Here is a 24,036-nt window from a genome sequence, read left to right as displayed (position 1 = left end):
TGAGTGTTAGGATAAAACTAATAACGCTGAATGATGTTAATTAATTCCTCTGGGTTATTTGCATTGAGTAATTCATCAATAACCTCATCTTCGCAAAGCATTTCACTTAACGCCTGAATCGCCTCAATATGTGAATCAGAATCTTTTGCCGCTAATCCGATAAGCAGCCTAACGGGCGGGCTTTCAGCTTCAAAGCTGACGCCTTCTCGCAACAGCGTAAAACTGAGCGCCGTCTTTAACGCACCGCATTCCGGTCTGGCATGTGGCATGGCAATGCCGGGCGCGAGCAAATAATAAGGCCCGATTTCCGTTGTGGTATCTTTTATTGACTGAATATAATCCGCAGTAATGTATTTTCTTTGCAGCAGGTTTCTCATCGATAAATCTATTGCCTGCGACCAGTCTTCCGCTGATGGATATATGGCAATACTTTCACTGTCGAAAAAATCCATTAATGATGACATTATTTATCCTTATTTTTATCGATGAGAATTTATATTCCCGAGCATATTCTCTGAAAGGGATTTAATCAAACCGGCGGGGATTTGTGATCAGCATTATAAAAATGGCGTTCGCAATAATAAAACCCGACATGCATCACACCGATGGGGGTTATTTCAATTAATTAGAATAAATGCAATAGCCTGTTTGTGAACAAGACCACAAAAAATGTTTTTATATTATTATTCATTTTTGTGACCGCCGTCTGATTGACGTTATTGCGTTTGGTTTTCGCTCATAAAAAAGCCACGCATTGAGGCGTGGCTTCTGTTCATCACATCGTAAACTGGCTTAGTTGCTGAAATCGCCCTGGGCGACTTTCTGCGCCTGAAGCAATGTCTGCTGTTTGCCGACCAGATTCGACATCATGGTGTTGTACTGCGTCGCCTGTTGCTGCGTCGGGAACTGCACGCCGCCGTTAGCGAATGCCACCTGAGGGCCCTGTTGTTGCAGGAAATCACCCACGGAGACGATATCCTGCGTGAAGCTTTGCAGCGCCGGCACCAGCGGAGTCAGCACGTTAGCTGGCTGGGTCACCACAGTGTTGTAGACCTGACCATAAACCGCTTTCAGGTCATCCGGTTGTTTCAGGGCAGCCATCGCCGTATCGGCTTTCACTTTTGAATCACGCAACTGCGCATTCAGCATGCTCAGCGTGCTGGCCGCCTGTTGTAACGCGCTGCGCTGGGTCATGTAATCCTGCGGGGTACGCACCTGACCAATCGCGCTCACCACCGGTACCAGACTGCCATCAACAGCGCCTTTCATCTGGCGGGAGAACGACAGGATGATGCCGTAGTCATTCGCGTAATTACCAAACCGTTGTTTCTGATCTTCACTCAGCGAAGGCAGGTTTTGCCCGCTGCGCATGACGGTATTTTGCAAATAATCGATAAAGGCTTTGCGTTGTTCCGGTTCTTTATCGCCACAGGCAGTGAGCTGGAAAACAACCAGCAGTGCGATAAACGGCGCCAGCCAGCGAGAAAATACACCGCTTCTGATCCCTACAGCCATGAGTCCTGACTCCTGATTTCAATGTTCTTCTTCCGGCCAGTTCCCTGCCGATGCTGTGCATTCCATGCGGGATATAGGATAGAACAATTGGGGGGATAACGCTTTTTAAAAAAGCGTAGAAATTGACATCTGATAAGGTGCCTTGCTCCTCCCCCTTCGCAGAGGGAGGAGCAAAAACTTCACTTACTGAAGCAGCGAAATATCCGCGACCTGCAGGAACAGCTCACGCAGCTTGGACAGCAGTGTCAGGCGGTTGATACGTACCGCCTCGTTCTCATCCATCACCATCACGGTGTCAAAGAACGTATCGACGGTTTCGCGCAGCGCAGCCAGTTCCACCAGCGCTTCTTTGTACTCACCGGCAGCAAACAGCGGTTCCAGTTTGTCGCGCAGAACCACCAGATGCGTCGCCAGTTTCAGCTCAGCAGGTTCTTTCAGCACGGAGGCGTGGACGTGATCCAGCAGAACGTCGGTGGATTTCGCCAGAATGTTCGACACACGTTTGTTAGCCGCCGCCAGCGTTGCCGCTTCATCCAGCGTCCGGAAGTAACTCACCGCTTTCACACGCGCGTCGAAATCAGCCGGTTTGGTTGGACGACGTGCCAGCACGGCCTGAATGGTATCGACCGCGTGACCTTCTTCCTGATACCACGCGCGGAAACGACCGAGCATGAAATCAACCACCTCATCGACAACCTTGGCGTTAGTCAGCTTGTCACCGTACAGGCGCACCGCTTCTTCGGTCAGGGTTTGCAAGTCAAGCGGCAGATTTTTCTCAACGATGATACGCAGAACGCCCAGCGCAGCACGGCGCAGTGCGAACGGGTCTTTATCGCCTTTCGGATGCTGACCGATGCCGAAAATACCGGCCAGGGTGTCCATCTTGTCAGCGATAGCCAGCGCACATGCCACCAGCGATGCCGGTAACTCGTCGCCCGCAAAGCGTGGCTGATACTGTTCATTCAGCGCAACGGCGACTTCTTCCTGCTCGCCGTCGTGACGTGCATAGTGCATGCCCATCACGCCCTGCGTGTCGGTGAACTCGAAGACCATGTTGGTCATCAGGTCGCATTTTGACAGCAGGCCGGCGCGTTTAGCGTTCTCAACGTTCGCACCGATTTTCTCAGCGATCCAGCCAGACAGCGCCTGAATGCGGTCGGTTTTGTCGCGCAGAGTACCCAGCTGTTTCTGGAACAATACGGTTTCCAGACGCGGCAGGTTATCTTCCAGACGTTTTTTGCGGTCAGTATTGAAGAAGAATTCGGCATCGGCCAGACGCGGGCGAACCACTTTCTCGTTACCGGAAATGATTTGCTGCGGATCTTTCGATTCGATGTTGGCGACAAAGATGAAGTTCGGCAGAAGTTTGCCCGCGGCGTCGTACACCGGGAAATACTTCTGGTCGCCTTTCATGGTGTAAACCAGCGCTTCCGCCGGAACTGCCAGGAATTTCTCTTCGAATTTCGCGGTCAGCACCACCGGCCATTCCACCAGAGAAGCCACTTCTTCCAGCAGGCTTTCGCTCAGATCGGCGATACCGCCAATCTCTTTCGCCGCTTTCTCAGCATCCTGTTTAATGATGGCTTTACGCTGCTCGTAATCCGCAATGACTTTGCCGCGTTCCAGCAGAATTTGCGGGTACTGATCGGCATTATCAATCGTGAATTCCGGCTCGCCCATGAAGCGGTGACCGCGAAGGGTACGCGCAGAATCGATACCCAGGATTTTCGCCGGGATCAGTTCGTCGCCTAACAGCAGGGTCACGGTGTGAACCGGACGCACAAACTGTACGTCAGAATCGCCCCAGCGCATCAGTTTAGGAATGGGCAGTTTAGCCAGAGAGGTCGCGATCATCGCCGGCAGCAGTTGTTGCGCGCTTTCGCCTTTGACGTGCGCACGGTAAACCAGCCATTCGCCTTTGTCGGTGACCAGACGGTCAGCCTGATCGACGGTGATGCCGCAACCACGAGCCCAGCCTTCAGCGGCTTTGCTTGGTTTGCCTTCGGCGTCAAACGCCTGCGCCACAGCGGGACCACGTTTTTCAACTTCGCGGTCAGCCTGGGATTCATGCAAACCGGAGACTTTCAGCGCCAGACGGCGCGGTGCAGCAAACCACTTAACGTCGCCGTGTGGCAGATTCGCCGCATCAAGCTCCGCAGTCAGGTTAGCGGCAAAAGATTCAGCAAGGCTACGCAGGGCCTTCGGTGGCAGTTCTTCCGTGCCGATTTCCACCAGAAAAGTTTTTTCAGTCATGGCTGTTTCTCACTTCTCGTTCTTTTTGCACATCGGGAAGCCCAGCACTTCGCGGGAAGCGTAATACGCCTCAGCTACCGCTTTAGTCAGGGTACGGATGCGCAGAATGTAGCGCTGACGTTCAGTCACAGAAATCGCTTTACGCGCGTCGAGCAGGTTGAAGCAATGGGCCGCTTTCAGAATGCGCTCGTAAGCAGGCAGTGCCAGCGGCTTTTCGAGCGCCAGCAGGGTTTGCGCTTCTTTCTCGTGCTGTTCAAAACAGGTGAACAGGAAATCGACGTCGGCGTATTCAAAGTTATAGGTGGATTGCTCCACTTCGTTCTGGTGGAACACGTCGCCGTAGGTTGTTTTGCCCAGCGGACCGTTACTCCAGACCAGATCGTAAACGCTGTCCACGCCCTGGATGTACATCGCCAGACGCTCCAGACCGTAAGTGATTTCGCCGGTCACCGGTTTACATTCCAGGCCGCCGACCTGCTGGAAGTAAGTGAACTGCGTCACTTCCATGCCGTTCAGCCACACTTCCCAGCCAAGACCCCAGGCGCCGAGCGTCGGGTTTTCCCAGTTGTCTTCAACGAAGCGGATATCGTGGACAAGCGGGTCAAGGCCCAGCTCTTTCAGGGAACCGAGGTACAGTTCCTGAATGTTTTCCGGTGACGGTTTGATCATCACCTGGAACTGATAATAGTGTTGAAGGCGGTTCGGGTTTTCGCCGTAGCGGCCGTCAGTGGGACGGCGTGATGGCTGAACATAGGCTGCCGCAAAAGGCTCAGGGCCGAGTGCGCGCAGGCTGGTCATCGGGTGCGAGGTACCCGCGCCGACTTCCATATCCAGCGGTTGAACAATGGTGCAGCCCTGCTGCGCCCAATAATCTTGCAGTGTCAGGATCAGGCCCTGAAATGTCTTGGTATCAAACTTTTGCATGTTGGATTCGCACGCGAGAAAGTGGGTTTATAAAGAGTCGGACAGTATACCCGCTGAACGGAAGATAATCACACAACAGATCCCTGTGAACTACCTTAAAAACGCCAGTATTCAGCGCTTCTCTGCCAGTTTATAGGCTTCATTGCCCTCACGTTTACCAATCGCGACAACAATTACCACGATTTCCTGATCCTCAACCTGATAGACCAGACGGTAGCCGAGGCTCTTCAATTTAATTTTATAACGGTTAGTTTTTGGGCCACATAAACGGGCAGAAACGACATGAGGATTTTCGAGCCGCTCAGCGAGTTTCTTTTTAAACTGGTCTTTAATGGGAGTTGCCAGCGCCTTCCATTCTTTCAGGGCTGACTTCAGAAAATCGATTTTATAAGTCATCCAGCGTCAGCCTTATCCTTTCTTCGCCCTGCCGCGCATCCATTATGCGGTTTAGTTCCACGTCTTCTGCAAGACTCAGGAAATAGGCGTAAACCTCTGGTGGAACACAATAAAAGGCCGGTTCATTACGGTTAAGGATCGCCACGGCTTCACCTTCTCCGGCGGAGAACGTTCCCATCGGATCACGTTTTAGCTCGGTAATACTGGCGGCTGAGGAAGTGAGTATTTCAAACGGCATAGCTTTTCTCCTGTCACACTATGCCGTTATTATAGCCTTAAAAGCATCTTTAAAAGCACCCTTTAAGATGCTTTTAAAATCTTGCGCTGATCCCGGCGTTGTAGGACGTTTGTTCGCCGGAATCCAGGCCGGTGGTCTGAGAGACGGCGGCAAAGGCGGAAATGCTGTGGGTGATCTGGACGTTGGCGCCGACGGTCATATCGACCCAGTCGTCATCCTGCTCGCCTGTGGTGCGGCTAAAATGCGTGCGGGTGGATTTGATGGCACCGGTCGCGGTATAGGTTTTGTCCCCAAACTGCCGGTCATACGTCACCTGTGCATACGGATTGACGATGCCGAGTTCTGCATTTACACGCCAGCCGAGTGCGCCGATCTGCGAATGGGACGTCTGGTCGCCAAAGCGCATTGAGGTGCTGGTACTCCCCTGTTCGCTGTAGCCATTGATGCTGCTGTAATCCCAGCTATATTGCGCCACAGGGCCGGTTTTCAGCACCGGTAAAATCGGGAAATCCCAGCCCGCGGTGACGCGTCCGCCGATCTGTTTACCGTCCGTCTCACCGCGCTCAGTGCGGGTGGTGGGCCCGAGCGTGATGCGGCGGTTAATGTCATCATAATTGAGTGAACCATAATGCACATCGCCGTTGATCCAGCCGTTTTCGGCGATTTTCACGCCGGTAAACGCCGTCGCCATCCAGCCGCGTGTGCGGTAGCTGTAATGGTCAGTCGGATCCTGTTTATCGTCTGAACCGGAAATCATCAGCCCCATCATCCAGCGATCGGTCATCTGATAATCCATGCCGATATTGAGCGAATTCGAGGTCAGATCGCCATCCCCCAGCGACGGATTGATTTTGCTGTCGGCACTCTGCCCGGCATACCCGCCAAACATACCAAACGTACCGGCATCGTTATCCTGCGTGCGCAGTTGCTGATAACGGCTGTCGAGCAATCCCTGCGTATTTCGCGCCAGCGCCAGCGAGCCCTGATTCAGCGCCGTGGCTTCCAGCGGACCGTTGATCACCGATTGCATGTACTGGGCGATCAGCGCGTGCGCCTGAGGTGTCGGGTGGAAATGATCGGAAAACAGGAACGATTTACTGGCGTCGAAGCCCGGCAGATTCGAGGTGCACTCCGACGCGGATGTCCCGACCGGACAGGCCGTGCCGGCAGTATTGGCGAAACCGTATAACGCCGGATCGGCTACCACTTCGTTGAACAATCCGTTGATATCCACGCGGGCAATATTGCCGCCAGTTTTCGCCAGCGCGATATCCTCAGTGGTGTTGTAGGTATCGGTCAGGCCGCCCGCTACGTCTTTGAGCGCGTCATACGCTGCCGCCAGCCCTTTGGCGATAACGTCCTGCACCAGCGGAATACCGGAACCTTCCGCTGCGGCTGCGGCCAGAGCCTTGTGAATCGCTTCGGTACGGGCACCGGCATCCGGCGTATTCTGCGCATTCAGATACTGATAGGCCGCTTTCAGCGCCTGTTGCTGCACCGGCAGTAATCCGACCTGAATCACGCCTTCCATCAGTACCGGCGTCAGTCCGATGTTGGGCACCGTCGGCACGATGACCGTTCCGGCACCCGCCTTCAGTAAATCATTCACCTGCGAGGCCGCCTGCGTGGCGCTGTTGGTGGCAATTTGCAGCGCCGTGACCGGATTAAGGCTCAGCGCCGCAGCGGCCAGATCGTTACCGCCGATCCAGTGAATATACAGCCCGTTCGGGTCGGCTTTGCCGCCGGTCGATGCCAGATAATGTTGAACCTGTTCCTGCGTGGTGTAATCGGAATCCAGCCCCGGCACCGCGACGCCGCCGCCTTCGGCATAGTTCTGCCCGCCTTGTGAAGAGGGTTTTAAGGTCGTGCCGATGTTGTTCGCCAGAATTTCGTCATACAGCTGATGTGAGCTGCTGTCGAAGGTCCAGCGGCCAATATTGCCGGTATCACTCAGGCTGTCGCCGAAAACATACAGCTGATCATAAGCCTGCGCTGAAGCCTGCGTTCCGAGGCAAAGCGCCACGGCGAATGCGCCCTGCGTCAGCCGTGTTGCGTACTTTTTTGTGCCTGCCATAAACCTGTTTTCCTGAAGTTTCAGCGGCGCATGCCCCTGATTAAATGTAAGGAATTCGTAATGAATGGCTTTAAATATTGTTCAGATCCGACCAGCGTCAAGTTCACGGTGCGCAAATTGCGACGTTGCAGAGTTATCCGAGAAACCCCACACTGGAGCCCACGCTTTCAAGGAGAAAACGAGATGACGCGCTGTAGCTGGGTTTCCAAAGAACCGATTTACCTCGATTACCACGATAAAGAATGGGGCGTGCCGGTCAAAGATGGCCGCGAGTTGTTTGAGATGTTGTGCCTCGAGGGCCAGCAGGCAGGACTTTCGTGGATAACCGTACTGAGAAAGCGCGAAAATTACCGCCAGAACTTCCACGCGTTTGATCCGGTGAAAATTGCCAAAATGACTGACGACGACGTTGAACGCCTGGTGCTTGATGCCGGTATCATCCGCCATCGGGGAAAAATCAAAGCCATTATCGGTAACGCGCAGGCATATCTGGCCATGGAAGCCAGCGGTGAAAGTTTCTCAGAATTCATCTGGAATTTCGTGGGCGGCCAGCCGGTCATCAATAATCCGCTCGGCCCGGAAGGCGTTCCGGCGAAAACGACGGTGTCCGATGCCATGTCCAGGGCACTGAAAAAGAAAGGCTTTAAATTTATCGGTTCAACGATTTGTTATGCCTTTATGCAGGCAGCCGGGCTGGTGAACGATCATCAGTCTTATTGCTTCTGCCATCCGGCGAATCAGCCGTCATGATCCGCCTTGCGCAGCCCGCCGATCACGAAACCATTTTGTTGCTCTGGCTGCGCAGTTCTCTGATCTCTCACTCTTTTATTGCCGAATCCTACTGGATTGAAAGCCTGCAAATGGTGAGGGAAGATTTTTTGCCCAAAGCCCGCATCTGGGTGGATTGCGATACAAATGATGAAATTTGCGGCTTTATCGGCGTGCTGAATCAGCAGTTTATCGGTGCCCTGTTTGTCGAAGCGTCCCATTACGGCGACGGTACCGCGCAACGGCTGATGGCGGCGGCTAAGGAGGAATATCCGGTTCTGCTGCTCGAGGTGTACCAGCAAAACCACCGTGCGATGGCGTTCTATCGTAAGGAAAACTTTGAGATCACCGCCGAAACCCGTCATCCCGGCACCGACATGCCCACCTGGATCCTCCGCTGGTTCCATCCCCTTTCCGAATAAGTTCCCAAAATCTGCAAAAATACAAAAACAGATAACCGGAATTCTCCTACTGCTTAACGCCCCAAAATTGCGCATAAAGAGCGCCAGAACGCCGCAGGGCTGAACTCTGCCTGTTGCATTTGTTTATGTTTTGACACCTTTTTCTGTGCAACTTGCCGCCAAAAGAGCAGTCATAATGCCGCAGTAAAGTTCTGAAAAATTAAACATCCAGAAAGGAATAATGATGAACAAAAGACTTCTAGTGGTTGCGGGCGTGCTGTGTGTGACGATGGGCCTTTCCGCCTGTACCACCAACCCTTACACCGGGGAATCAGAAGCAGGCAAATCCGGCATTGGTGCGGGCATCGGTGCCGCACTCGGCGCGGGCGTCGGTATGCTTTCTTCATCCAAACACGATCGCGGCAAAGGCGCGCTGATCGGGGCAGCGGCAGGGGCTGCACTGGGTGGCGGTGCGGGTTATTACATGGATGTGCAGGAATCTAAACTGCGCGACAAGATGAAAGGCACCGGCGTCAGCGTGACCCGTCAGGGCGACAACATCGTGCTGAACATGCCGAACAACGTGACGTTTGACACCAACAGCAGCACGCTAAAACCGGCAGGTGCGAATACGCTGACCGGCGTGGCAATGGTGCTGAAAGAGTATCCGAAAACCGCCGTTAACGTCGTCGGTTACACCGACAGCACCGGTACCCGCGCGCTCAACATGAAACTTTCACAGCAACGTGCTGATGGCGTTGGCAGCGCGCTGATCACACAGGGCGTTGAAGGCAGCCGCGTACACACCACTGGTGCAGGCCCGGACAATCCGATCGCCAGCAACAGCACTGAGGCCGGTAAAGCGCAGAACCGTCGCGTCGAGATCACCCTCAGTCCGTTGCAGTAAATTTTGTCCTTCCCCTGATAAAAACGGAGCCATTCGGCTCCGTTTTCACGTTTGTGATATTCTCCCGCCACGCGCCTTCCCCCCTGTGTAACGGATGCCAGTATGTCTCTGAAAGCGATTGCGAAAGATCTCGGTCTCTCTGTCACCACCGTCAGCCGTGCGCTGAACGGGTACGATGATGTTTCAGCGGATACCAAAGCGCGGGTTCAGGCGGCAGCAGATTTACGCGGCTACCGGCCAAACACTCTCGCCCGCCGGTTGAAAATGGGGAAGATCGACGCCGTTGGCCTCATTTTCCCTTTCTCTTCTCATCCGTTGAGCAATTCCGCGTTTATCGAAATGGTCGGCTGTATCACCCGCGAACTGGCAAAATATGAAATCGATTTACTGCTGGTGCCGGATGAACTGGGCACGTTTTCCTGGCGGCGGCTGATCGAAAGTAAACGCGTCGATGCCATGCTGGTGGCGCATACGCTGGATAACGACCCGCGACTGCTGGATTTACAACAGCGTAATTTTCCGTTTCTGGCACTGGGGCGCAGCCAGTGTCTGACGCAGGATTACGCCTGGTTTGATTTCGATAACCGCGCCGGAATGCAGATGGCGGTCGATCATCTGGCCGCACTTGGCCACAGCCGTATCGCGTTTCTCGGCGAGAACAATCAGCAATCGTTTATCGGGCAGCGCTATCAGGGTTATCTCGACGGTTTGCGGGCAAACGCGCTGCCGCACAATCCTGATTACGTGCATAAAATCAGCCCGAGCCGTCGCGCCGGTTATCAGACTACGCAGGCGCTGCTGACGTTGCCGGTGCCTCCGACGGCCATTGTCTGCGACTGCAATATGCATGGCGAAGGTGCCGCGCTGGCGTTGCAGGAAGCCGGATTACTGCTCAGCGGCGGTATTTCCCTGATTATTTTTGACGGTTTGCCGGGCGACAGCGTGCCCGATGTCGCCGTTACCGCTGTCCGTCAGGGCACGCGTGAAGCGGTCGGCCTGCAAATTGCCACCATGACCATGGCGCTGATCCGCAACGAACCGCTGAAAAATTTGCAGGTTCTCTGGCAGCCCGAATTGCAGGCAGGCGTCACCGTCCATCCACCACGCTGATAATTCACCCTTAGGTTATTTTTCCACCCTATATCACATTTTTAACTTTTCTCATTTCCTATCCGAAACGTTTCGGATCAATAGTTACTCCACCTGATCGCGTCTTATCAGCGCAATTTTATGTGTGGAGCAGTGACTATATGGAAAACCAGATTATTCATTTAACCGGCGGACAGACCAGCCTGATCGTCCGCTGCACGCCTTACGCTGAGATTCTTTACTGGGGAAACCGCCTCAGTCAATTTTCTGCGGATGACATTATTTCGCTGAGCCGCGCAGTGCCAAATGGCCGGATTGATGTGGAAGCGCCGGTGAATTTCAGCGCCGATTCAGGCCGCGGTTCTTTTGGTACGCCGGGCATGGAAGGTCATCGCGACGGACTGGACTGGTCGCCGGTGTTCAATACCACGCAGGTCAAGCACGACGGCAATCAGCTGACGATCACCACCGAAGACGCGATCGCCGGTCTGCAATTTCGCAGCGAACTGCGCCTTGATGACAGCGGCGTTTTACAGGCACGCAACGCACTGACCAGTCTCAAACCCGGCACGTATCAGGTCACGCGGCTGGCTGTCACCCTGCCGCTGCCGGAACGCGCCGCCGAAGTCATGGCGTTTCATGGCCGCTGGATCAAAGAGTTTCAACCGCACCGCACACTGCTCGGTCATGGCGGCATCATTCAGGAAAACCGCCGCGGGAAAACGTCCTCCGAATATTTTCCGGCGATGATGATCGGTCATCCGGGTTTCAGTGAAGAACAGGGCGAAGTCTGGGGAATGCATCTGGGCTGGAGCGGTAACCACCGTCTGCGCGCTGACATCAAAACCGACGGTCGCCGTCTGGTGCAGGCCGAAGCGTTGTATTTCCCCGGCGAACAGCGCCTGGAACAGGGCGAAACGCTGGAAACGCCGTGGCTGTACGCCAGCTATTCCGCCAGCGGCCTGAACCGGATGAGTCAGCAGTTCCACCGGTTTGTGCGTGAACAGATTTTGCGGTTCCCGACCGAGAAACCACGTCCGGTGCATCTTAATACCTGGGAAGGCATTTATTTCGATCACGATCCTGACTACATGATGCAGATGGCGACAGAATCCGCCGCGTTAGGCGTTGAACGATTCATTATCGACGACGGCTGGTTTAAGGGGCGCGACCACGATCGCGCCGCGCTGGGGGACTGGTATCTCGATGAGAAGAAATACCCGAACGGGCTGAAGCCGGTGATCGACCACGTTAAAAATCTCGGCATGGAATTTGGTATCTGGGTCGAGCCGGAAATGATTAACCCGGATTCGGATTTGTACCGCGCCAATCCCGACTGGCTGCTGGCATTGCCGGGTTATCAGCAGCCGAGTGGCCGTCATCAGTTCGTGCTCGACCTGAACAATCCGCAGGTCTTTGATTATCTGGTGGAACGCATGAGCTGGCTGCTCGGCGAGCACGATGTCGATTACGTGAAATGGGACATGAACCGTGAAATCGTCCAGCCCGGCCATGAAGGCCGCGCGGCGCTGACGGCACAAACGCAGCAATTCTACCGTTTGCTGGATGTGCTGGGCGAACGCTTCCCGCACATCGAGTTTGAATCCTGCGCGTCCGGCGGGGGCCGCATTGATTTCGAAGTGCTCAAACGCAGCCATCGTTTCTGGACATCGGACAATAACGACGCGCTGGAGCGGCAGAAAATTCAGCGCGGCATGAGCTATTTCTTCCCGCCGGAAGTCATGGGCTCGCACATCGGCAATAAACGGTGCCACGCCACGTCACGCCAGCACAGCATTGAATTTCGCGGCCTGACGGCGCTGTTCGGCCATATGGGCATTGAGCTGGATCCGGTGAAAGAAGGGGAGGCTGAGCGCGCCGGTTTTGCGAAATATACCCGCCTGCATCAGCAGTTGCGCCCGTTATTGCACAGCGGCGATGTGTACCGCGTAGATACGCACGACGAAACGGTGCTGATTAACGGCGTGGTCAGCGTGAACAAAGATCGCGCGGTGTTTCTGGTCAGTCAGCTGGCAATGCCAACCTGGTCGCTGCCCGGTACGTTACGCGTGCCGGGGCTGAAAGCAGATGCGCGTTATCGCGTGACAGTGCTTGATGAACCGGCGTTGCTGAAAGGCGGCGGCAGCGGTCATACCATGCGCGTACAACCGGCGTGGCTGCATGAATCGCCGGTGCTGAGCGGTGAATGGCTGGCAAATGCCGGGGTGGCGTTACCGGTACTGGATCCGGAAAGCGCCCTGCTTCTGGGCTTCGAAGAAATCAGATAACAACAAAAAACACCGGTGCGACAGTGCCGGTTTTCATGGTTTCGGCAAGGAAATCACTATGAACCCTACACAAACTTCCGACCGCTGTTTCTATAAAAACAATGCCAACTTCTGGATATTTGGCAGCTATTTCTTCCTCTATTTCTTTATTATGGCGACCTGTTATCCGTTTTTACCGATATGGCTTTCTGACATTATCGGCCTGAGTAAAACGGAAACCGGCATCGTGTTTTCCAGCATGTCGCTGTTCGCCATTTTGTTTCAGCCGATTTTCGGCATCATTTCTGACAAGCTCGGCCTGAAAAAGCATCTGCTGTGGATCATCGCCGTGATGCTGTTTTTGTTCGCGCCGTTCTTCATTTACGTTTTCGCACCGTTGTTAAAACTCAATATCGTGCTCGGCGCCATTCTCGGCGGTGCCTATATCGGTTTCGTGTTCGCGGGCGGTTCGGGCGCAACTGAGGCATATATCGAAAGGGTCAGCCGCAACAGTTCATTTGAATACGGCAAGGCGCGGATGTTCGGTTGTTTCGGCTGGGGAATTTGTGCCTCGACAGCGGGCGTGCTGTTTAACATTAATCCCGACATCGTGTTCTGGATGGGCTCCGGCGCGGCCGTCATTTTGATGATTTTGCTGATGATTGCCCGTCCGCAGGAAAACAAAAACGCGCAGGTTCTGGATAAACTCGGCGCCAATCAGCCGCAATTCTCACTGAAAACGGCGGCTTTGCTGCTGAAAGAACGCAAACTGTGGATGTTGATTTTGTATGTGATTGGCGTGGCCTGTGTCTATGACGTATTTGACCAGCAATTCGCGACGTTCTTCAAAACGTTCTTCGCCTCGCCGCAGCAGGGTACGGAAATGTTCGGCTATGTCACCACCGCCGGAGAATTATGTAACGCACTGATCATGTTCTGTTCGCCGTGGATTATTAACCGCATCGGCGCGAAAAACACCCTGCTGCTGGCGGGTACGATTATGTCGATCCGCATTGTCGGCTCATCATTTGCGACCACCGCCATCGAAGTCATTCTGCTGAAAATGCTGCACGCGCTGGAAGTGCCGTTCCTGCTGGTCGGCGTGTTCAAGTACATCACGCAGATATTTGATGTCCGGTTCTCAGCGACCATTTATCTGATTGGCTTTAACTTTGCCAAACAGCTGGCGGCCATCTTCCTTTCGGCTTTTGCCGGTAACTTGTATGACCGCATCGGGTTCAGCGATACCTACCTGATCCTTGGCGGTATTGCCTTTAGCGTGACGATCATTTCGGCCTTTACGCTAAGCAGCAGACCAAAGGCCGGGGCGGTTTCCGGGGTGCAAACGGCGCAGGGATTGCGCTGACTTACGGGATGCAGCCTTTCGGCACTCTGTGCTAGTCTCCGTGGGACAAGCATGAGGAGAGAAAGGCTGTGAGTAAAAAACAGGAACCGGGCGCACCAGTACGCGCCACGATACGTGATGTCGCCAGCGCCGCGAAAACGGGTAAAACCAGCGTTTCACGTTATCTCAACGGTGAAAAAGACCTGCTGTCCGACGCGTTAAAAGAACGCATCGGACGGGCGATCGCCCTGCTCGATTATCAGCCCAGCCAGATGGCGCGCAGCTTGAAAAGCGGCCAGACGCGTCTGATTGGCCTGATTATTGCCGATATCACCAACCCGTATTCCGTTGAAGTCATGCGCGGTGTCGAAGCTGCCTGCCGCCAGCAAGGGCTGACGCTGCTGGTGTGTAACACCAATAACGAGCTTGATCAGGAAAAACATTATCTGCAATTGCTCAGCAGTTATCGCGTGGACGGTATTGTCGTGAACGCCGTCGGAATGCGTGAAGCGGCGATTTCCACGCTGCAACAGGCCAATTTACCGATGGTGCTGATCGACCGTAAAGTCGCGAATTTTGCCTGCGACGTCATCGGCCTGAACAACGTCGAAGCCACGCAGATGATGACCAATCATCTTCTGCAACAGGGTTTTGAAGCTCTGCTTTTTATCAGCGAGCCCGCCACCATTAATACCCGTTTTGACCGTCTGCGTACTTTTCTCCATCGCATGCAGCAATCGCCGCAGCACATCGCCGAACAGGGCGAGATTGAGATTTCGAATACCGACGGACTGGATAATCTGCTGCGTGAATTTATTGCCCGCCATCCCGACAAACGAAAAGCCGTAATGTGCGTGAACGGTACGCTCACATTGCAGGTCGCTCGCGCCATGCGACGGCAGGGGATTGTCTGGGGGCAGGACATCGGATTATCTGGTTTCGACGAACTGGACTGGGCCGAACTGGCAGGTGTCGGGATCACTACGCTCAAACAACCGACCTACGAAATGGGCGTGGCCGCGCTCGGCCAGCTGGTCGCGCGGATACAGGGAAATACCGATCCCGTTAAAGACCTGGAATTCTCCGGCGAGCTGATTGCACGTGGTTCCACGGCAGCGCGCTGATTCTTTTTCCCTCCGTTTCCTGCCCCGTTCTTCGTGAGCGGGATCATGTTTCTGGCCTTTTGTTCTGTTGATTGGAACCGGTTCCAATTAGGTTGTATAAAACGAAACAAAACATTAACAACACCTCCAACTGGCGTTTGTTTTACTAAAATGATGTTTTGGATTTGATCGCCTGCGCCGCCGCAGTGGCGCGTTTACCAGGATACACACGCATGAAAAGAGAAGTCGTCATTGTCACCGCCGCTTACGGAAACAGCGTGGTGAAGGCCCTTGGCGGGCAGGCCGCGCTGCTTTCAATCATTGCAGACGCGCAGGCAGACGGTGTGGAAATTCGTCGTGAATTGTTCAGCGAGCAGGAACTGGATGCCCTACCCGAACTGGCGGAAAACATTAAGCGCCACGGGCTGTTTTCGGTCTATTCGGTGCCCTTCCCGCTGTTCATTTCAGGCGGCAAACTGAATCCGGATGCAAAAAAGTATTTTTCCGAAGCGCATGTTTTAGGTGCCCGCACCATTAAGTTTTCACTGGGCGAATTTGAACCCGGTGCCGACCTGACGCCGCTGCGCGTACTGCTGGATTCTCAGACCGTCAAATTGGTGGTGGAGAATGATCAGTCGAGCGATTGCGGAATTTTGTCGCGCATTAATGCCTTTGCGTTTGCGGCGGAATCGCTGCATCTGCCGCTGAGCCTGACGTTTGATACCGCGAACTGGCTGTGGGTGGGACAGGATCCGAGCGCGGCCGCTGAACGCCTGGCACGCCATGTGGGTTATGTGCATGTGAAAGCGGCGGAACAGCGAGACGGAAAATGGCACGCCGTGGCGCTCGATAACAGCGACGGCAGCTGGGAACCTTTATTGAAAATGTTGCCTCAGGATGTGCCGCGCGGCATCGAATTCCCGCTGGAAGGGGATGACCTGACCGCCGTGACGCGTTACTACGTCGAACTACTGCGTCAGTAATTCTGATGCCTCATCCGGAGAAATCGCCATGAAACAACCCGGGATCGCCGCCCGCCGGTGGTGGTACATCATGCCGGTCGTGTTCATCACGTACAGCCTGGCCTATGTCGATCGCTCGAATTTCAGTTTCGCGTCGGCGGCGGGCATTAATGACGATCTCGGCATCACCAAAGGTATGTCGTCCCTGCTGGGCGCGCTGTTTTTCTTGGGCTATTTCTTCTTCCAAATCCCCGGCACGATTTACGCCGAGCGGCGCAGCGTTAAAAAACTGATTTTCTGGTGCCTTTTACTGTGGGGCGGATTCGCCTCGCTGACCGGTGTCGTCACTGATATTCCGATGCTGGCAGTGATCCGATTCGCGCTGGGAGTGGTGGAAGCCGCGGTCATGCCCGCGATGCTGGTGTATATCAGCAACTGGTTTACGAAGTCCGAACGTTCGCGTGCCAATACGTTTCTGATCCTCGGCAATCCGGTCACGGTGCTGTGGATGTCGGTGCTTTCCGGCTATCTGATCAAGTCGTTCGGGTGGCGGGAGATGTTTATTTTCGAGGGTATTCCGGCGGTGATCTGGGCGATTATCTGGTGGTTTACCGTCAAAGATAAACCCGAAGAAGTCAGCTGGCTGAGCAGTCAGGAGAAGAAAGCGCTGGCCGCACAGCTGGAAAAAGAGCAGAAAAGTATTCAGGCGGTGGGCGGTTATCGCGAAGCTTTCCGTTCGCGGAACGTCATTTTCCTTTGCCTGCAATATTTCTTCTGGAGCATCGGCGTGTACGGCTTTGTACTGTGGCTGCCGTCGATTTTGCGCGACGGGAAATCGATGGGCATGGTCGAAGCGGGCTGGCTGTCGTCCGCGCCGTATCTGGCGGCCACGATCGCCATGATTCTGGTGTCGTGGGCTTCCGACAAGATGCAAAACCGCCGGTTATTTGTCTGGCCACTTTTACTGATCGGCGCGCTGGCATTCTTTGGTTCATGGGCCGTTGGCACAAACAATTTCTGGCTTTCGTACAGTTTACTGGTGGTCGCTGCCGCGGCAATGTATGCCCCATATGGCCCGTTTTTCGCCATCATTCCTGAAATGCTGCCGAAGAATGTTTCCGGCGGCGCCATGGCGTTAATCAACAGCCTCGGAGCGCTTGGCTCGTTCTTTGGTTCCTGGTTTGTCGGTTATCTGAACGGTAATACGGGCAGCCCGGCAGCCTCCTTTATTTTTATGGCCGTGTCGTTACTGGTTTCCGCAGGATTAACCCTGCTGGTAAAACCGCGACAATCTGAAATGAAACAAAAAGAAGTTTCCTTAACCTGAGGGAGTTGTAATTGATGAAGCCGTCTATCGTTGTGTATAAGAAACAACCCGCAGACCTGCAACAACGCCTGGAACAGCATTTCGCCATCACTCAATTTGATGACATCACTGAAGAAAACCGTGCGCAGGTTTTAGACGCTTTGCAGAACGCAGAAGGACTGCTGGGCTCAGGCGGTCGGGTGGATAAAGATTTGCTGGATCACGCGCCGCGCCTGCGCGCCGTTTCCACCAGCTCCGTAGGCTACGATAATTTTGACGTCGCGGAACTGACGCGTCGTGAAATCCCGCTGATGCACACCCCGACCGCGCTGACCGATACGGTCGCTGATACCGTGATGGCGCTGGTGCTGGCGACGGCCCGCCGCGTCGTGAATCTGGCCGAACGTGTGAAAGCGGGTGAATGGACAGAAAACGTCGGCCCAGACTGGTTCAGCATCGACGTTCACCACAAAACCATGGGTATCGTGGGTATGGGCCGCATCGGCCTGGCGCTCGCTCAGCGTGCGCATTTCGGTTTTGATATGCCGATTCTGTACAACGCACGCAGTCAGCATACCGAAGCGGAAGAGCGTTTTGGCGCACGCAAATGTGAGCTGGACGAACTGCTGGAGAAATCTGATTTCGTCTGTGTTCTGCTGCCTATGACCCAACAAACGTTCCATCTGATCGGCAAGGAACAGCTGGCGAAAATGAAATCCAGCGCCGTGCTGGTCAGCGCCGGTCGTGGCCCGGTCATTGATGAACCTGCGCTGATTGAAGCCCTGAAAGACGGGACGATTTATGGTGCCGGGATGGACGTGTTCGAGAAAGAACCGTTGCCGAAAGATTCTCCGCTGCTGAGCCTGCCCAACGTGGTGGCGCTGCCGCACGTGGGATCCGCGACACATCAGACCCGTTACGATATGGCGGCCTGTGCGGTGGATAACCTGATCGCCGCCCTGAACGGCGACGTTAAACAGTTCTGCGTGAATCCTGAAGTTCTCAGAAAGTAACCCCTTCCTTCTCCTTCCCTTTCAGGGATTTTTGAAAGGGAAGGACAGTTCAAAACCCCGTGGTCGGATTGCACTGCTTAGCCTCAGGCGTTATGGTGGGCATCACATTTCGATAACATACAAAGCTTTCTATGACGTTTTCTGCTTTCGGTGACAAATTTACCCGTTTTTCAGGCATTACCCGCCTGATGGGCGATATGAATGACGGTTTACGCACACCAGGTGCTGTGATGTTGGGCGGCGGTAATCCGGCGCAGATCCCTGAGATGCAGGATTATTTCCAGACGCTGCTGACGGAAATGCTGGCCGAAGGCAAGCTGACCGAAGCGCTGTGCAATTACGACGGCCCTCAGGGCAAGGACGTGCTGCGTCACGCACTGGCAGAAATGTTGCAGAAAGAACTCGGCTGGCAGCTCGATGCGCAAAATATCGCGCTGACCAACGGCAGCCAGAGCGCCTTCTTCTATTTATTCAATCTGTTCGCCGGACGTCGCGCCGACGGCAGCATGTCGAAAGTGCTGTTCCCGCTGGCTCCGGAATATCTGGGTTACGCGGACGCCGGGCTGGACGAAAATCTGTTTGTTTCCGCCAAACCGAATATCGAGCTGTTGCCCGAAGGCCAGTTCAAATATCACGTCGATTTTGATCATCTGAATATCACTGATGATATCGGCCTGATCTGCGTTTCACGCCCGACCAATCCGACCGGCAACGTGATTACTGACGAAGAGCTGATTCGCCTCGATGCACTGGCGCAGCAGAAAGATATTCCGTTATTAATCGATAACGCCTATGGGGTGCCGTTCCCCGGCATCGTGTTTACCGACGCAACGCCGCTGTGGAACCCGAATATCATTCTGTGCATGAGCCTGTCGAAGCTCGGTCTTCCGGGTTCTCGCTGCGGCATCGTGATTGCCGATGAGAAAATCATCAAAGCGATCAGCAACATGAACGGGATTATCAGTCTGGCACCGGGCAGCGTCGGGCCTGCCATCGCCACAGAAATGATTGCCCGTGGTGACTTACTGAAGTTATCAGAAAACGTGATCAAGCCGTTTTACTCTCAGCGCGTGCAGGAAACCATCGCCACGCTGCGCCGCTATCTGCCGGAAGAACGCTGCCTGATCCACAAACCGGAAGGCGCAATTTTCCTGTGGCTGTGGTTTAAGGATCTGCCGATTACTACTGAAGTGTTGTATCAGCGCCTGAAACAGCGCGGCGTGCTGATGGTGCCGGGGGATTATTTCTTCCCGGGGCTGGAGCATCCGTGGCCGCATACGCATCAGTGCATGCGCATGAACTACGTGCCGGATGCGGAACAGATTGAACGCGGCGTGAAAATTCTGGCGGAAGAAGTCGAAAAAGCGCACGCCGAAAATTAATTTTCCTGCACGACAGGCATAAAAAAACAGGAGGACAAATGTCCTCCTGTTTTCGTTTTTAGCGACTCTGCCGCCGGATTACGCTGACTGATTCTCCAGTGCAGGTTTCTCGGTGCCGATCGCAATTTTCTGTGGCTGCAAAGCTTCCGGTACGTCACGCACCAGATTGATGTGCAGCAGGCCGTTTACAAACTCGGCGGCCGACACATGCATGTGCTCTGCCAGCGTGAAGCTCAGGGTGAAAGGCTTGATCACTAACCCCTGATGCAGATATTCCACTTTCGCTTCCGGCTGAGCAGGCGTACCGCTGACGGTTAAACGCGGCCCTTCCACTTCAATATTCAACTCGCTCTGCTGGAAACCAGCGAGCGCCAGCGAAATGCGGTAATGATTGTCGTCAGACTTCTCAATATTGTACGGAGGAAAAGCCTGATCGCCGCCCTGCATTGAGCTGGCTAATTTATCAAAACCAATCCACTGACGAAGTAATGGGGAAATATCATAATTACGCATTGTGTAACTCCTTCTTTGAAGCGAGATTAATTAATCCGTCGCCCGAGTTGGGTGTGACGGTTCAGCCCCCTGACGGCGAGCCTAAACTTTTTCATTTGTGCGTTGTCTTTATAAACGCTTAGCGGATCTCAATACGCCGTGGTTTGGACGTTTCAGGAACGATGCGTTCCAGATCGATATACAGCAAACCATTCGACAAATTGGCCGCTTTAATTTGAATGTGTTCGGCCAGCTGGAATTTGCGTTCGAAATTACGCTCAGCAATGCCCTGATATAAATATGTGCGGTCAGCGTCAGTCGGTGCATGCGCGCCTTTGACCACTAACATATTGTCGTGCGCTGTAATGTCCAGTTCGGATTCGGCAAATCCCGCTACCGCGATGGCAATCCGGTAATGGTTTTCGTCAACCAATTCAACATTATAAGGAGGATAGCCGCCGCCCTGATTCTGACCCGATTCGATAAGATTAAATAAACGGTCAAAACCAATTGCAGAGCGGTATAGTGGTGATAAATCAAAATTACGCATTACTACTTCTCCTGACATTCAGCGAGTATATGTATATAGCCTTCCTGATGGGACAGGCTCGCGGCGCGGTTTATATTCACGATCCCTTCCGGCGATCGTTCCCCTGCGTCGTACATTAAAAATGGCGATGAAAGAGAGTATTTCAAGTGGGCATTCGCAAGAAAAAGACAAAAATTTTGTTTTCGTTTGAACTGCGGACGTCAAAATACAAATAGTGCGAGGGCGAAAAGCCAGGGACAGCAGGCGGTTTCCTGCAAGATTTCAAATAGTCATTACACTTAATGGGATCGCAGCCACAGAGCTACAGCTTGCTTTGTTAATTTTTTTTGCTGGGTGGTATAAGTCGTTTTGACTTAAAAACTCAGACTGACAGCATAAGATGAGTTCTAACATGATGAAATTTGTACTGACGCCGCTGATGACAGGATGTATTTTTTTAGCGACGAGCGGTTGTTCCAGCGTGATGAGCCACACCGGCGGAGACACCGGCTATTATTCAGGCGCACGCGCTGATGTGAATATGATGAAAAGCGACGACACCAGTTGGGCGATGACCCCGCTGTTGTTAGTGGATTTACCTTTCAGCGCCTTACTGGATACGGTTTTGCTGCCTTATGATTATTATCGCAGCGGAAAGGTCACGACGCGCGACCGCGTCAAAGCCAGCGAAGAGCACAACATTGCGCTGAGCAACGGGGTCGATATCGATCACGTTCCGCCGATGACCACGACGCCGCGCACTCAGAAATCCTCCACACATAAAAAGTAAGCCTCAGCCTGAGGGAATGAAACCGGCCAGACCGGCCGGTTAGGTAAAATCTCAGCGGCTGGCCGTCACGAAAATTTGCGCAAATTCCCCCACCTGACGCATAAAAGCTATCTGGCTGCCGTCGGGGGAATACACTACAGCATCCGCGCACGGCGCGATTTCCGTTCTTCCGGTCAGCCGGTGCATTTCTCCGCTTTCCACATCAAGGCGCATCACGCTGTTATCGCACACCAGCGCCACCGATTTTCCGTCCGGGCTCCAGCTAAACGCCGACAGAATTCCGCTGGCCGAATGGCTGATCTGCACCGGTTTGCCGCCATTGGGCGACACCGTCCAGAACTGCACCACGTCTTTTTCATCTTTCATCAGAAACGCAATCTGGCTGCCATCCGGCGAAGACCGTAACCAGTGACGCGGCTGAGCGGCGACGCCTTTTTCGGTAAACGTAATGCGCCGCTGTTTCACGCCCGACGGTGGCGCAGGCAGCGTGTCCGGCGTTCCCTGCAACGGTTTTCCCCCTGCTTTCAGGTAATCCGCGTCGTCTTCCGGCAGATCCACCACGAAAATTTCCGGATGCTTTTCTCCGCTGGCGGAAAGCGTGTCGCCAATAAAGGCCAGCGCCCTCCGCTGACGTGAACCGCCTGTTTTGACATAGCCTTCGCGCCCGATCCAGCCTTCTTCGTAAGCACGGTTAATGTCATCGCTGCCAGGCCGCGGATGGGACGTTGTTTCGCTGATCAGCACGCTGAAATGGCTGCCATCGTATTCGCGGGGATGATGTTTTGGCGGCATGACGGGGTGTCCGGATAAGGCGACACCGACATTACGTAAATCCAGAGCAGGATTCAGTTCATGCAAAACATGGTCGTTGTAGGTAAAGCTGAGGCGGGAGCCGTCGGGGCTGAAAACGTGAACATGCGTACCGCCACGCAAAGCACCGGGCGTAAACGGCGCGGTGATGTCCATCGCATCGAGCGTCACGGCCTGCGCGCGCTGCGGCTCAGAGACAATGACACCGCGGCGATGATGGAAATCATACTGCCAGCGGGCATCCGGGTTTTCCGGACCATGAATAAACGCATAACGGGCCGGCTGGACCGGGCTGACTGTGACCACGCCCACATGAGCATTTTCACCGGCGCGATAGAGGACTTCCGTCTCGCCGGTTTTCACATTTACACGCTCAATGGTCGAACCGGTGAAAGAGCCACCGTGCGGACGCACGTCATACACCAGCCACTGGCTGTCCGGCGTCCAGACGTTAATGTTGGTCAGCTGATGCCCGCGGGCATCAGTAGTGAGTTGTTTTTCATTCATGCGTTCAGGCGCGCCCTGCCGTTTAAAGTATGCCTAAGAATAGGGGACTCAAACGGCAGTGGCAATCTTCAGCAATCTCCGACACGTTTCACTTCACCCACCAGGAAGATATAAGAAAGTGCACCCAGTAAAGCGACAACGGAAATATAAGTTAATGACGGGGCAAAACCGTAATCCTGCGCCAAATAACCGACAACTAACGGGACGGTAATTCCGCCTAAACCGCCTGCCAGATTAAATACACCCCCGGTCAGCCCGATTAATCTTACCGGAGCTAATGACGAAACCAGCGACCAGGTAATAGAGGCAAAACCATTACCAAAGAAAGCCAGCGCCATTAATATCATGATCCACATCGGGTCATTGGTATAATTCGCCCCCATAATGCAGGTAGATAATAACAACCCGCAGATGATCGGTAATTTACGCGCAAAACCAATCGACTTACCTTTACGCACCAGTTTATCCGCCACCATTCCGGATAATAACACGCCGAAAAAGGCCGCGAGGAAAGGTACCGTTGTCATAAATCCGGCGGTGAGCGCCGCAATATGTTTTTCCTGGGTCAGATAATTAGGGAACCAGGTCAGGAAAAACCACAACGTTGACGCGACAGCAAATTGTCCTAAATAAACCCCGACCAGTTTGCGGTTAAATACCAGTTTCCAGTCTGCGGATGTCAGCGGAGTTCGTGATTTTTTATCCGCCGGTGCATCGCCATCCACCATGCCGCCGCCCGCGCGGATATGTTCCAGCTCTTCTGCATTCACGCCTTTGCTTTTACGCGGCGACTGATACACGCAGAACCACAGCAGCGACCAGATAATACCGATGCCACCGGTGATAATGAACACCCAGTGCCAGCTGAGCATTTCCTGGATCCAGATCAGCAGCGGGGCTTTGTTGAATAAATCGGATTTAGATAAAAGCTCCCCTCGTCGCCGACTTCCTCAGGTAATCCGTAC

22 protein-coding genes and 1 pseudogene are annotated in these 24,036 nt (G+C 53.9%); 12 read left to right on the top strand and 11 right to left on the bottom strand.

Annotation, left to right across the window (positions count from 1 at the left end; all coding sequences use genetic code 11):
• Positions 1-17: 17 nt before the first annotated feature.
• From cmtB to J8X26_RS16570, 7 genes are all read right to left on the bottom strand, one after another.
• A complete protein-coding gene (cmtB, locus tag J8X26_RS16600) occupies positions 18-464 on the bottom strand; it encodes a PTS mannitol transporter subunit IIA (RefSeq protein WP_152323714.1) in 447 nt (148 codons plus the stop codon).
• A 328-nt stretch (positions 465-792) separates the two neighbouring features.
• Entirely contained in the window at positions 793-1,515 is a 723-nt protein-coding gene (locus tag J8X26_RS16595) for a DUF3053 domain-containing protein (RefSeq protein WP_152323715.1), read from the bottom strand.
• A 183-nt stretch (positions 1,516-1,698) separates the two neighbouring features.
• Complete coding sequence (gene glyS, locus J8X26_RS16590) at positions 1,699-3,768, bottom strand: glycine--tRNA ligase subunit beta (RefSeq protein ID WP_208951429.1); 2,070 nt, start codon at positions 3,766-3,768, stop codon at positions 1,699-1,701.
• Between the two features lie 9 nt (positions 3,769-3,777).
• Positions 3,778-4,692 (bottom strand): glycine--tRNA ligase subunit alpha, encoded by a 915-nt coding sequence (glyQ, locus tag J8X26_RS16585; protein ID WP_152323717.1) that lies wholly within the window; start codon positions 4,690-4,692, stop codon positions 3,778-3,780.
• A 111-nt stretch (positions 4,693-4,803) separates the two neighbouring features.
• A complete protein-coding gene (locus J8X26_RS16580; protein ID WP_208951428.1) occupies positions 4,804-5,088 on the bottom strand; it encodes a type II toxin-antitoxin system RelE/ParE family toxin in 285 nt (94 codons plus the stop codon).
• Positions 5,078-5,326 carry a type II toxin-antitoxin system Phd/YefM family antitoxin gene (locus J8X26_RS16575; protein ID WP_152323719.1) on the bottom strand — a complete coding sequence of 83 codons (249 nt, stop codon included), beginning with the start codon at positions 5,324-5,326 and terminating at the stop codon, positions 5,078-5,080. Before J8X26_RS16575 ends, J8X26_RS16580 begins: the two co-directional genes overlap by 11 nt.
• 73 nt (positions 5,327-5,399) lie before the next feature.
• Positions 5,400-7,400, bottom strand: a complete 2,001-nt coding sequence (locus J8X26_RS16570; RefSeq protein ID WP_208951427.1) for an autotransporter outer membrane beta-barrel domain-containing protein — start codon at positions 7,398-7,400, stop codon at positions 5,400-5,402.
• Between the two features lie 183 nt (positions 7,401-7,583).
• Between J8X26_RS16570 and J8X26_RS16565 the strand changes: the two genes are divergently transcribed.
• The 11 genes from J8X26_RS16565 to J8X26_RS16515 all read left to right on the top strand — a co-directional run bounded on the left by J8X26_RS16565 (position 7,584) and on the right by J8X26_RS16515 (position 19,943).
• Positions 7,584-8,150, top strand: coding sequence for a DNA-3-methyladenine glycosylase I (locus tag J8X26_RS16565; RefSeq protein ID WP_152323721.1), 567 nt, complete (start codon positions 7,584-7,586; stop codon positions 8,148-8,150).
• Positions 8,147-8,590, top strand: coding sequence for an N-acetyltransferase (locus J8X26_RS16560; protein WP_208951426.1), 444 nt, complete (start codon positions 8,147-8,149; stop codon positions 8,588-8,590). Before J8X26_RS16565 ends, J8X26_RS16560 begins: the two co-directional genes overlap by 4 nt.
• A gap of 223 nt (positions 8,591-8,813) precedes the next feature.
• Positions 8,814-9,476, top strand: coding sequence for an OmpA family lipoprotein (locus tag J8X26_RS16555; protein WP_152323786.1), 663 nt, complete (start codon positions 8,814-8,816; stop codon positions 9,474-9,476).
• A gap of 102 nt (positions 9,477-9,578) precedes the next feature.
• Positions 9,579-10,586 carry a LacI family DNA-binding transcriptional regulator gene (locus J8X26_RS16550; RefSeq protein WP_208951425.1) on the top strand — a complete coding sequence of 336 codons (1,008 nt, stop codon included), beginning with the start codon at positions 9,579-9,581 and terminating at the stop codon, positions 10,584-10,586.
• Positions 10,587-10,726: 140 nt separating this feature from the next.
• On the top strand, positions 10,727-12,853 hold the full coding sequence (locus J8X26_RS16545) for an alpha-galactosidase (protein ID WP_208951424.1): 2,127 nt from the start codon (positions 10,727-10,729) through the stop codon (positions 12,851-12,853).
• A gap of 58 nt (positions 12,854-12,911) precedes the next feature.
• A complete protein-coding gene (locus tag J8X26_RS16540) occupies positions 12,912-14,198 on the top strand; it encodes an MFS transporter (RefSeq protein WP_208951423.1) in 1,287 nt (428 codons plus the stop codon).
• 68 nt (positions 14,199-14,266) lie between these two features.
• A complete protein-coding gene (locus J8X26_RS16535; RefSeq protein WP_152323726.1) occupies positions 14,267-15,301 on the top strand; it encodes a LacI family DNA-binding transcriptional regulator in 1,035 nt (344 codons plus the stop codon).
• Between the two features lie 212 nt (positions 15,302-15,513).
• Positions 15,514-16,263: a sugar phosphate isomerase/epimerase gene (locus J8X26_RS16530; protein WP_152323727.1), complete on the top strand. Its 750-nt coding sequence runs from the start codon at positions 15,514-15,516 to the stop codon at positions 16,261-16,263.
• Between the two features lie 28 nt (positions 16,264-16,291).
• On the top strand, positions 16,292-17,569 hold the full coding sequence (locus J8X26_RS16525; RefSeq protein ID WP_165060682.1) for an MFS transporter: 1,278 nt from the start codon (positions 16,292-16,294) through the stop codon (positions 17,567-17,569).
• Between the two features lie 14 nt (positions 17,570-17,583).
• Complete coding sequence (ghrB, locus tag J8X26_RS16520; RefSeq protein ID WP_165060680.1) at positions 17,584-18,561, top strand: glyoxylate/hydroxypyruvate reductase GhrB; 978 nt, start codon at positions 17,584-17,586, stop codon at positions 18,559-18,561.
• Between the two features lie 131 nt (positions 18,562-18,692).
• Entirely contained in the window at positions 18,693-19,943 is a 1,251-nt protein-coding gene (locus J8X26_RS16515) for a valine--pyruvate transaminase (protein WP_165060677.1), read from the top strand.
• Between the two features lie 78 nt (positions 19,944-20,021).
• On the opposite strand, the gene ibpB is transcribed toward J8X26_RS16515, so the two are convergent.
• Both ibpB and ibpA read right to left on the bottom strand, forming a co-directional pair.
• The gene (gene ibpB, locus J8X26_RS16510; RefSeq protein ID WP_152323731.1) at positions 20,022-20,456 is read right to left on the bottom strand and encodes a small heat shock chaperone IbpB; all 435 of its coding nucleotides are present in this window, start codon (positions 20,454-20,456) and stop codon (positions 20,022-20,024) included.
• A gap of 118 nt (positions 20,457-20,574) precedes the next feature.
• Positions 20,575-20,985, bottom strand: coding sequence for a small heat shock chaperone IbpA (gene ibpA / locus J8X26_RS16505; RefSeq protein ID WP_152323732.1), 411 nt, complete (start codon positions 20,983-20,985; stop codon positions 20,575-20,577).
• Positions 20,986-21,376: 391 nt separating this feature from the next.
• Here ibpA and J8X26_RS16500 point away from each other — a divergent pair, with 391 nt between their 5' ends.
• Complete coding sequence (locus J8X26_RS16500) at positions 21,377-21,754, top strand: YceK/YidQ family lipoprotein (RefSeq protein WP_152323733.1); 378 nt, start codon at positions 21,377-21,379, stop codon at positions 21,752-21,754.
• A 51-nt stretch (positions 21,755-21,805) separates the two neighbouring features.
• Here the strand turns inward: J8X26_RS16500 and J8X26_RS16495 are convergent, their stop codons facing one another.
• Positions 21,806-23,071 carry a DUF3748 domain-containing protein gene (locus J8X26_RS16495; RefSeq protein WP_208951422.1) on the bottom strand — a complete coding sequence of 422 codons (1,266 nt, stop codon included), beginning with the start codon at positions 23,069-23,071 and terminating at the stop codon, positions 21,806-21,808.
• Between the two features lie 68 nt (positions 23,072-23,139).
• A pseudogene (locus J8X26_RS16490) lies at positions 23,140-23,967 on the bottom strand (MFS transporter); the annotation flags it as partial.
• Positions 23,968-24,036: the final 69 nt, after the last annotated feature.

The organism is Rahnella sp. ChDrAdgB13, from assembly GCF_017655185.1.
Lineage (GTDB): Bacteria > Pseudomonadota > Gammaproteobacteria > Enterobacterales > Enterobacteriaceae > Rahnella > Rahnella contaminans.
The sequence above is the reverse complement of the archived record's forward strand: the minus strand, read 5'-3'. Positions and strand labels throughout refer to the sequence as shown.

Coding starts and splice junctions, on each gene's coding strand:
- cmtB (WP_152323714.1), bottom strand. CDS start 464: ATGTCATCATTAATGGATTTTTTCGACAGTGAAAGTATTGCCATATAT.
- J8X26_RS16595 (WP_152323715.1), bottom strand. CDS start 1,515: ATGGCTGTAGGGATCAGAAGCGGTGTATTTTCTCGCTGGCTGGCGCCG.
- glyS (WP_208951429.1), bottom strand. CDS start 3,768: ATGACTGAAAAAACTTTTCTGGTGGAAATCGGCACGGAAGAACTGCCA.
- glyQ (WP_152323717.1), bottom strand. CDS start 4,692: ATGCAAAAGTTTGATACCAAGACATTTCAGGGCCTGATCCTGACACTG.
- J8X26_RS16580 (WP_208951428.1), bottom strand. CDS start 5,088: ATGACTTATAAAATCGATTTTCTGAAGTCAGCCCTGAAAGAATGGAAG.
- J8X26_RS16575 (WP_152323719.1), bottom strand. CDS start 5,326: ATGCCGTTTGAAATACTCACTTCCTCAGCCGCCAGTATTACCGAGCTA.
- J8X26_RS16570 (WP_208951427.1), bottom strand. CDS start 7,400: ATGGCAGGCACAAAAAAGTACGCAACACGGCTGACGCAGGGCGCATTC.
- J8X26_RS16565 (WP_152323721.1), top strand. CDS start 7,584: ATGACGCGCTGTAGCTGGGTTTCCAAAGAACCGATTTACCTCGATTAC.
- J8X26_RS16560 (WP_208951426.1), top strand. CDS start 8,147: ATGATCCGCCTTGCGCAGCCCGCCGATCACGAAACCATTTTGTTGCTC.
- J8X26_RS16555 (WP_152323786.1), top strand. CDS start 8,814: ATGAACAAAAGACTTCTAGTGGTTGCGGGCGTGCTGTGTGTGACGATG.
- J8X26_RS16550 (WP_208951425.1), top strand. CDS start 9,579: ATGTCTCTGAAAGCGATTGCGAAAGATCTCGGTCTCTCTGTCACCACC.
- J8X26_RS16545 (WP_208951424.1), top strand. CDS start 10,727: ATGGAAAACCAGATTATTCATTTAACCGGCGGACAGACCAGCCTGATC.
- J8X26_RS16540 (WP_208951423.1), top strand. CDS start 12,912: ATGAACCCTACACAAACTTCCGACCGCTGTTTCTATAAAAACAATGCC.
- J8X26_RS16530 (WP_152323727.1), top strand. CDS start 15,514: ATGAAAAGAGAAGTCGTCATTGTCACCGCCGCTTACGGAAACAGCGTG.
- J8X26_RS16525 (WP_165060682.1), top strand. CDS start 16,292: ATGAAACAACCCGGGATCGCCGCCCGCCGGTGGTGGTACATCATGCCG.
- ghrB (WP_165060680.1), top strand. CDS start 17,584: ATGAAGCCGTCTATCGTTGTGTATAAGAAACAACCCGCAGACCTGCAA.
- J8X26_RS16515 (WP_165060677.1), top strand. CDS start 18,693: ATGACGTTTTCTGCTTTCGGTGACAAATTTACCCGTTTTTCAGGCATT.
- ibpB (WP_152323731.1), bottom strand. CDS start 20,456: ATGCGTAATTATGATATTTCCCCATTACTTCGTCAGTGGATTGGTTTT.
- ibpA (WP_152323732.1), bottom strand. CDS start 20,985: ATGCGTAATTTTGATTTATCACCACTATACCGCTCTGCAATTGGTTTT.
- J8X26_RS16500 (WP_152323733.1), top strand. CDS start 21,377: ATGATGAAATTTGTACTGACGCCGCTGATGACAGGATGTATTTTTTTA.
- J8X26_RS16495 (WP_208951422.1), bottom strand. CDS start 23,071: ATGAATGAAAAACAACTCACTACTGATGCCCGCGGGCATCAGCTGACC.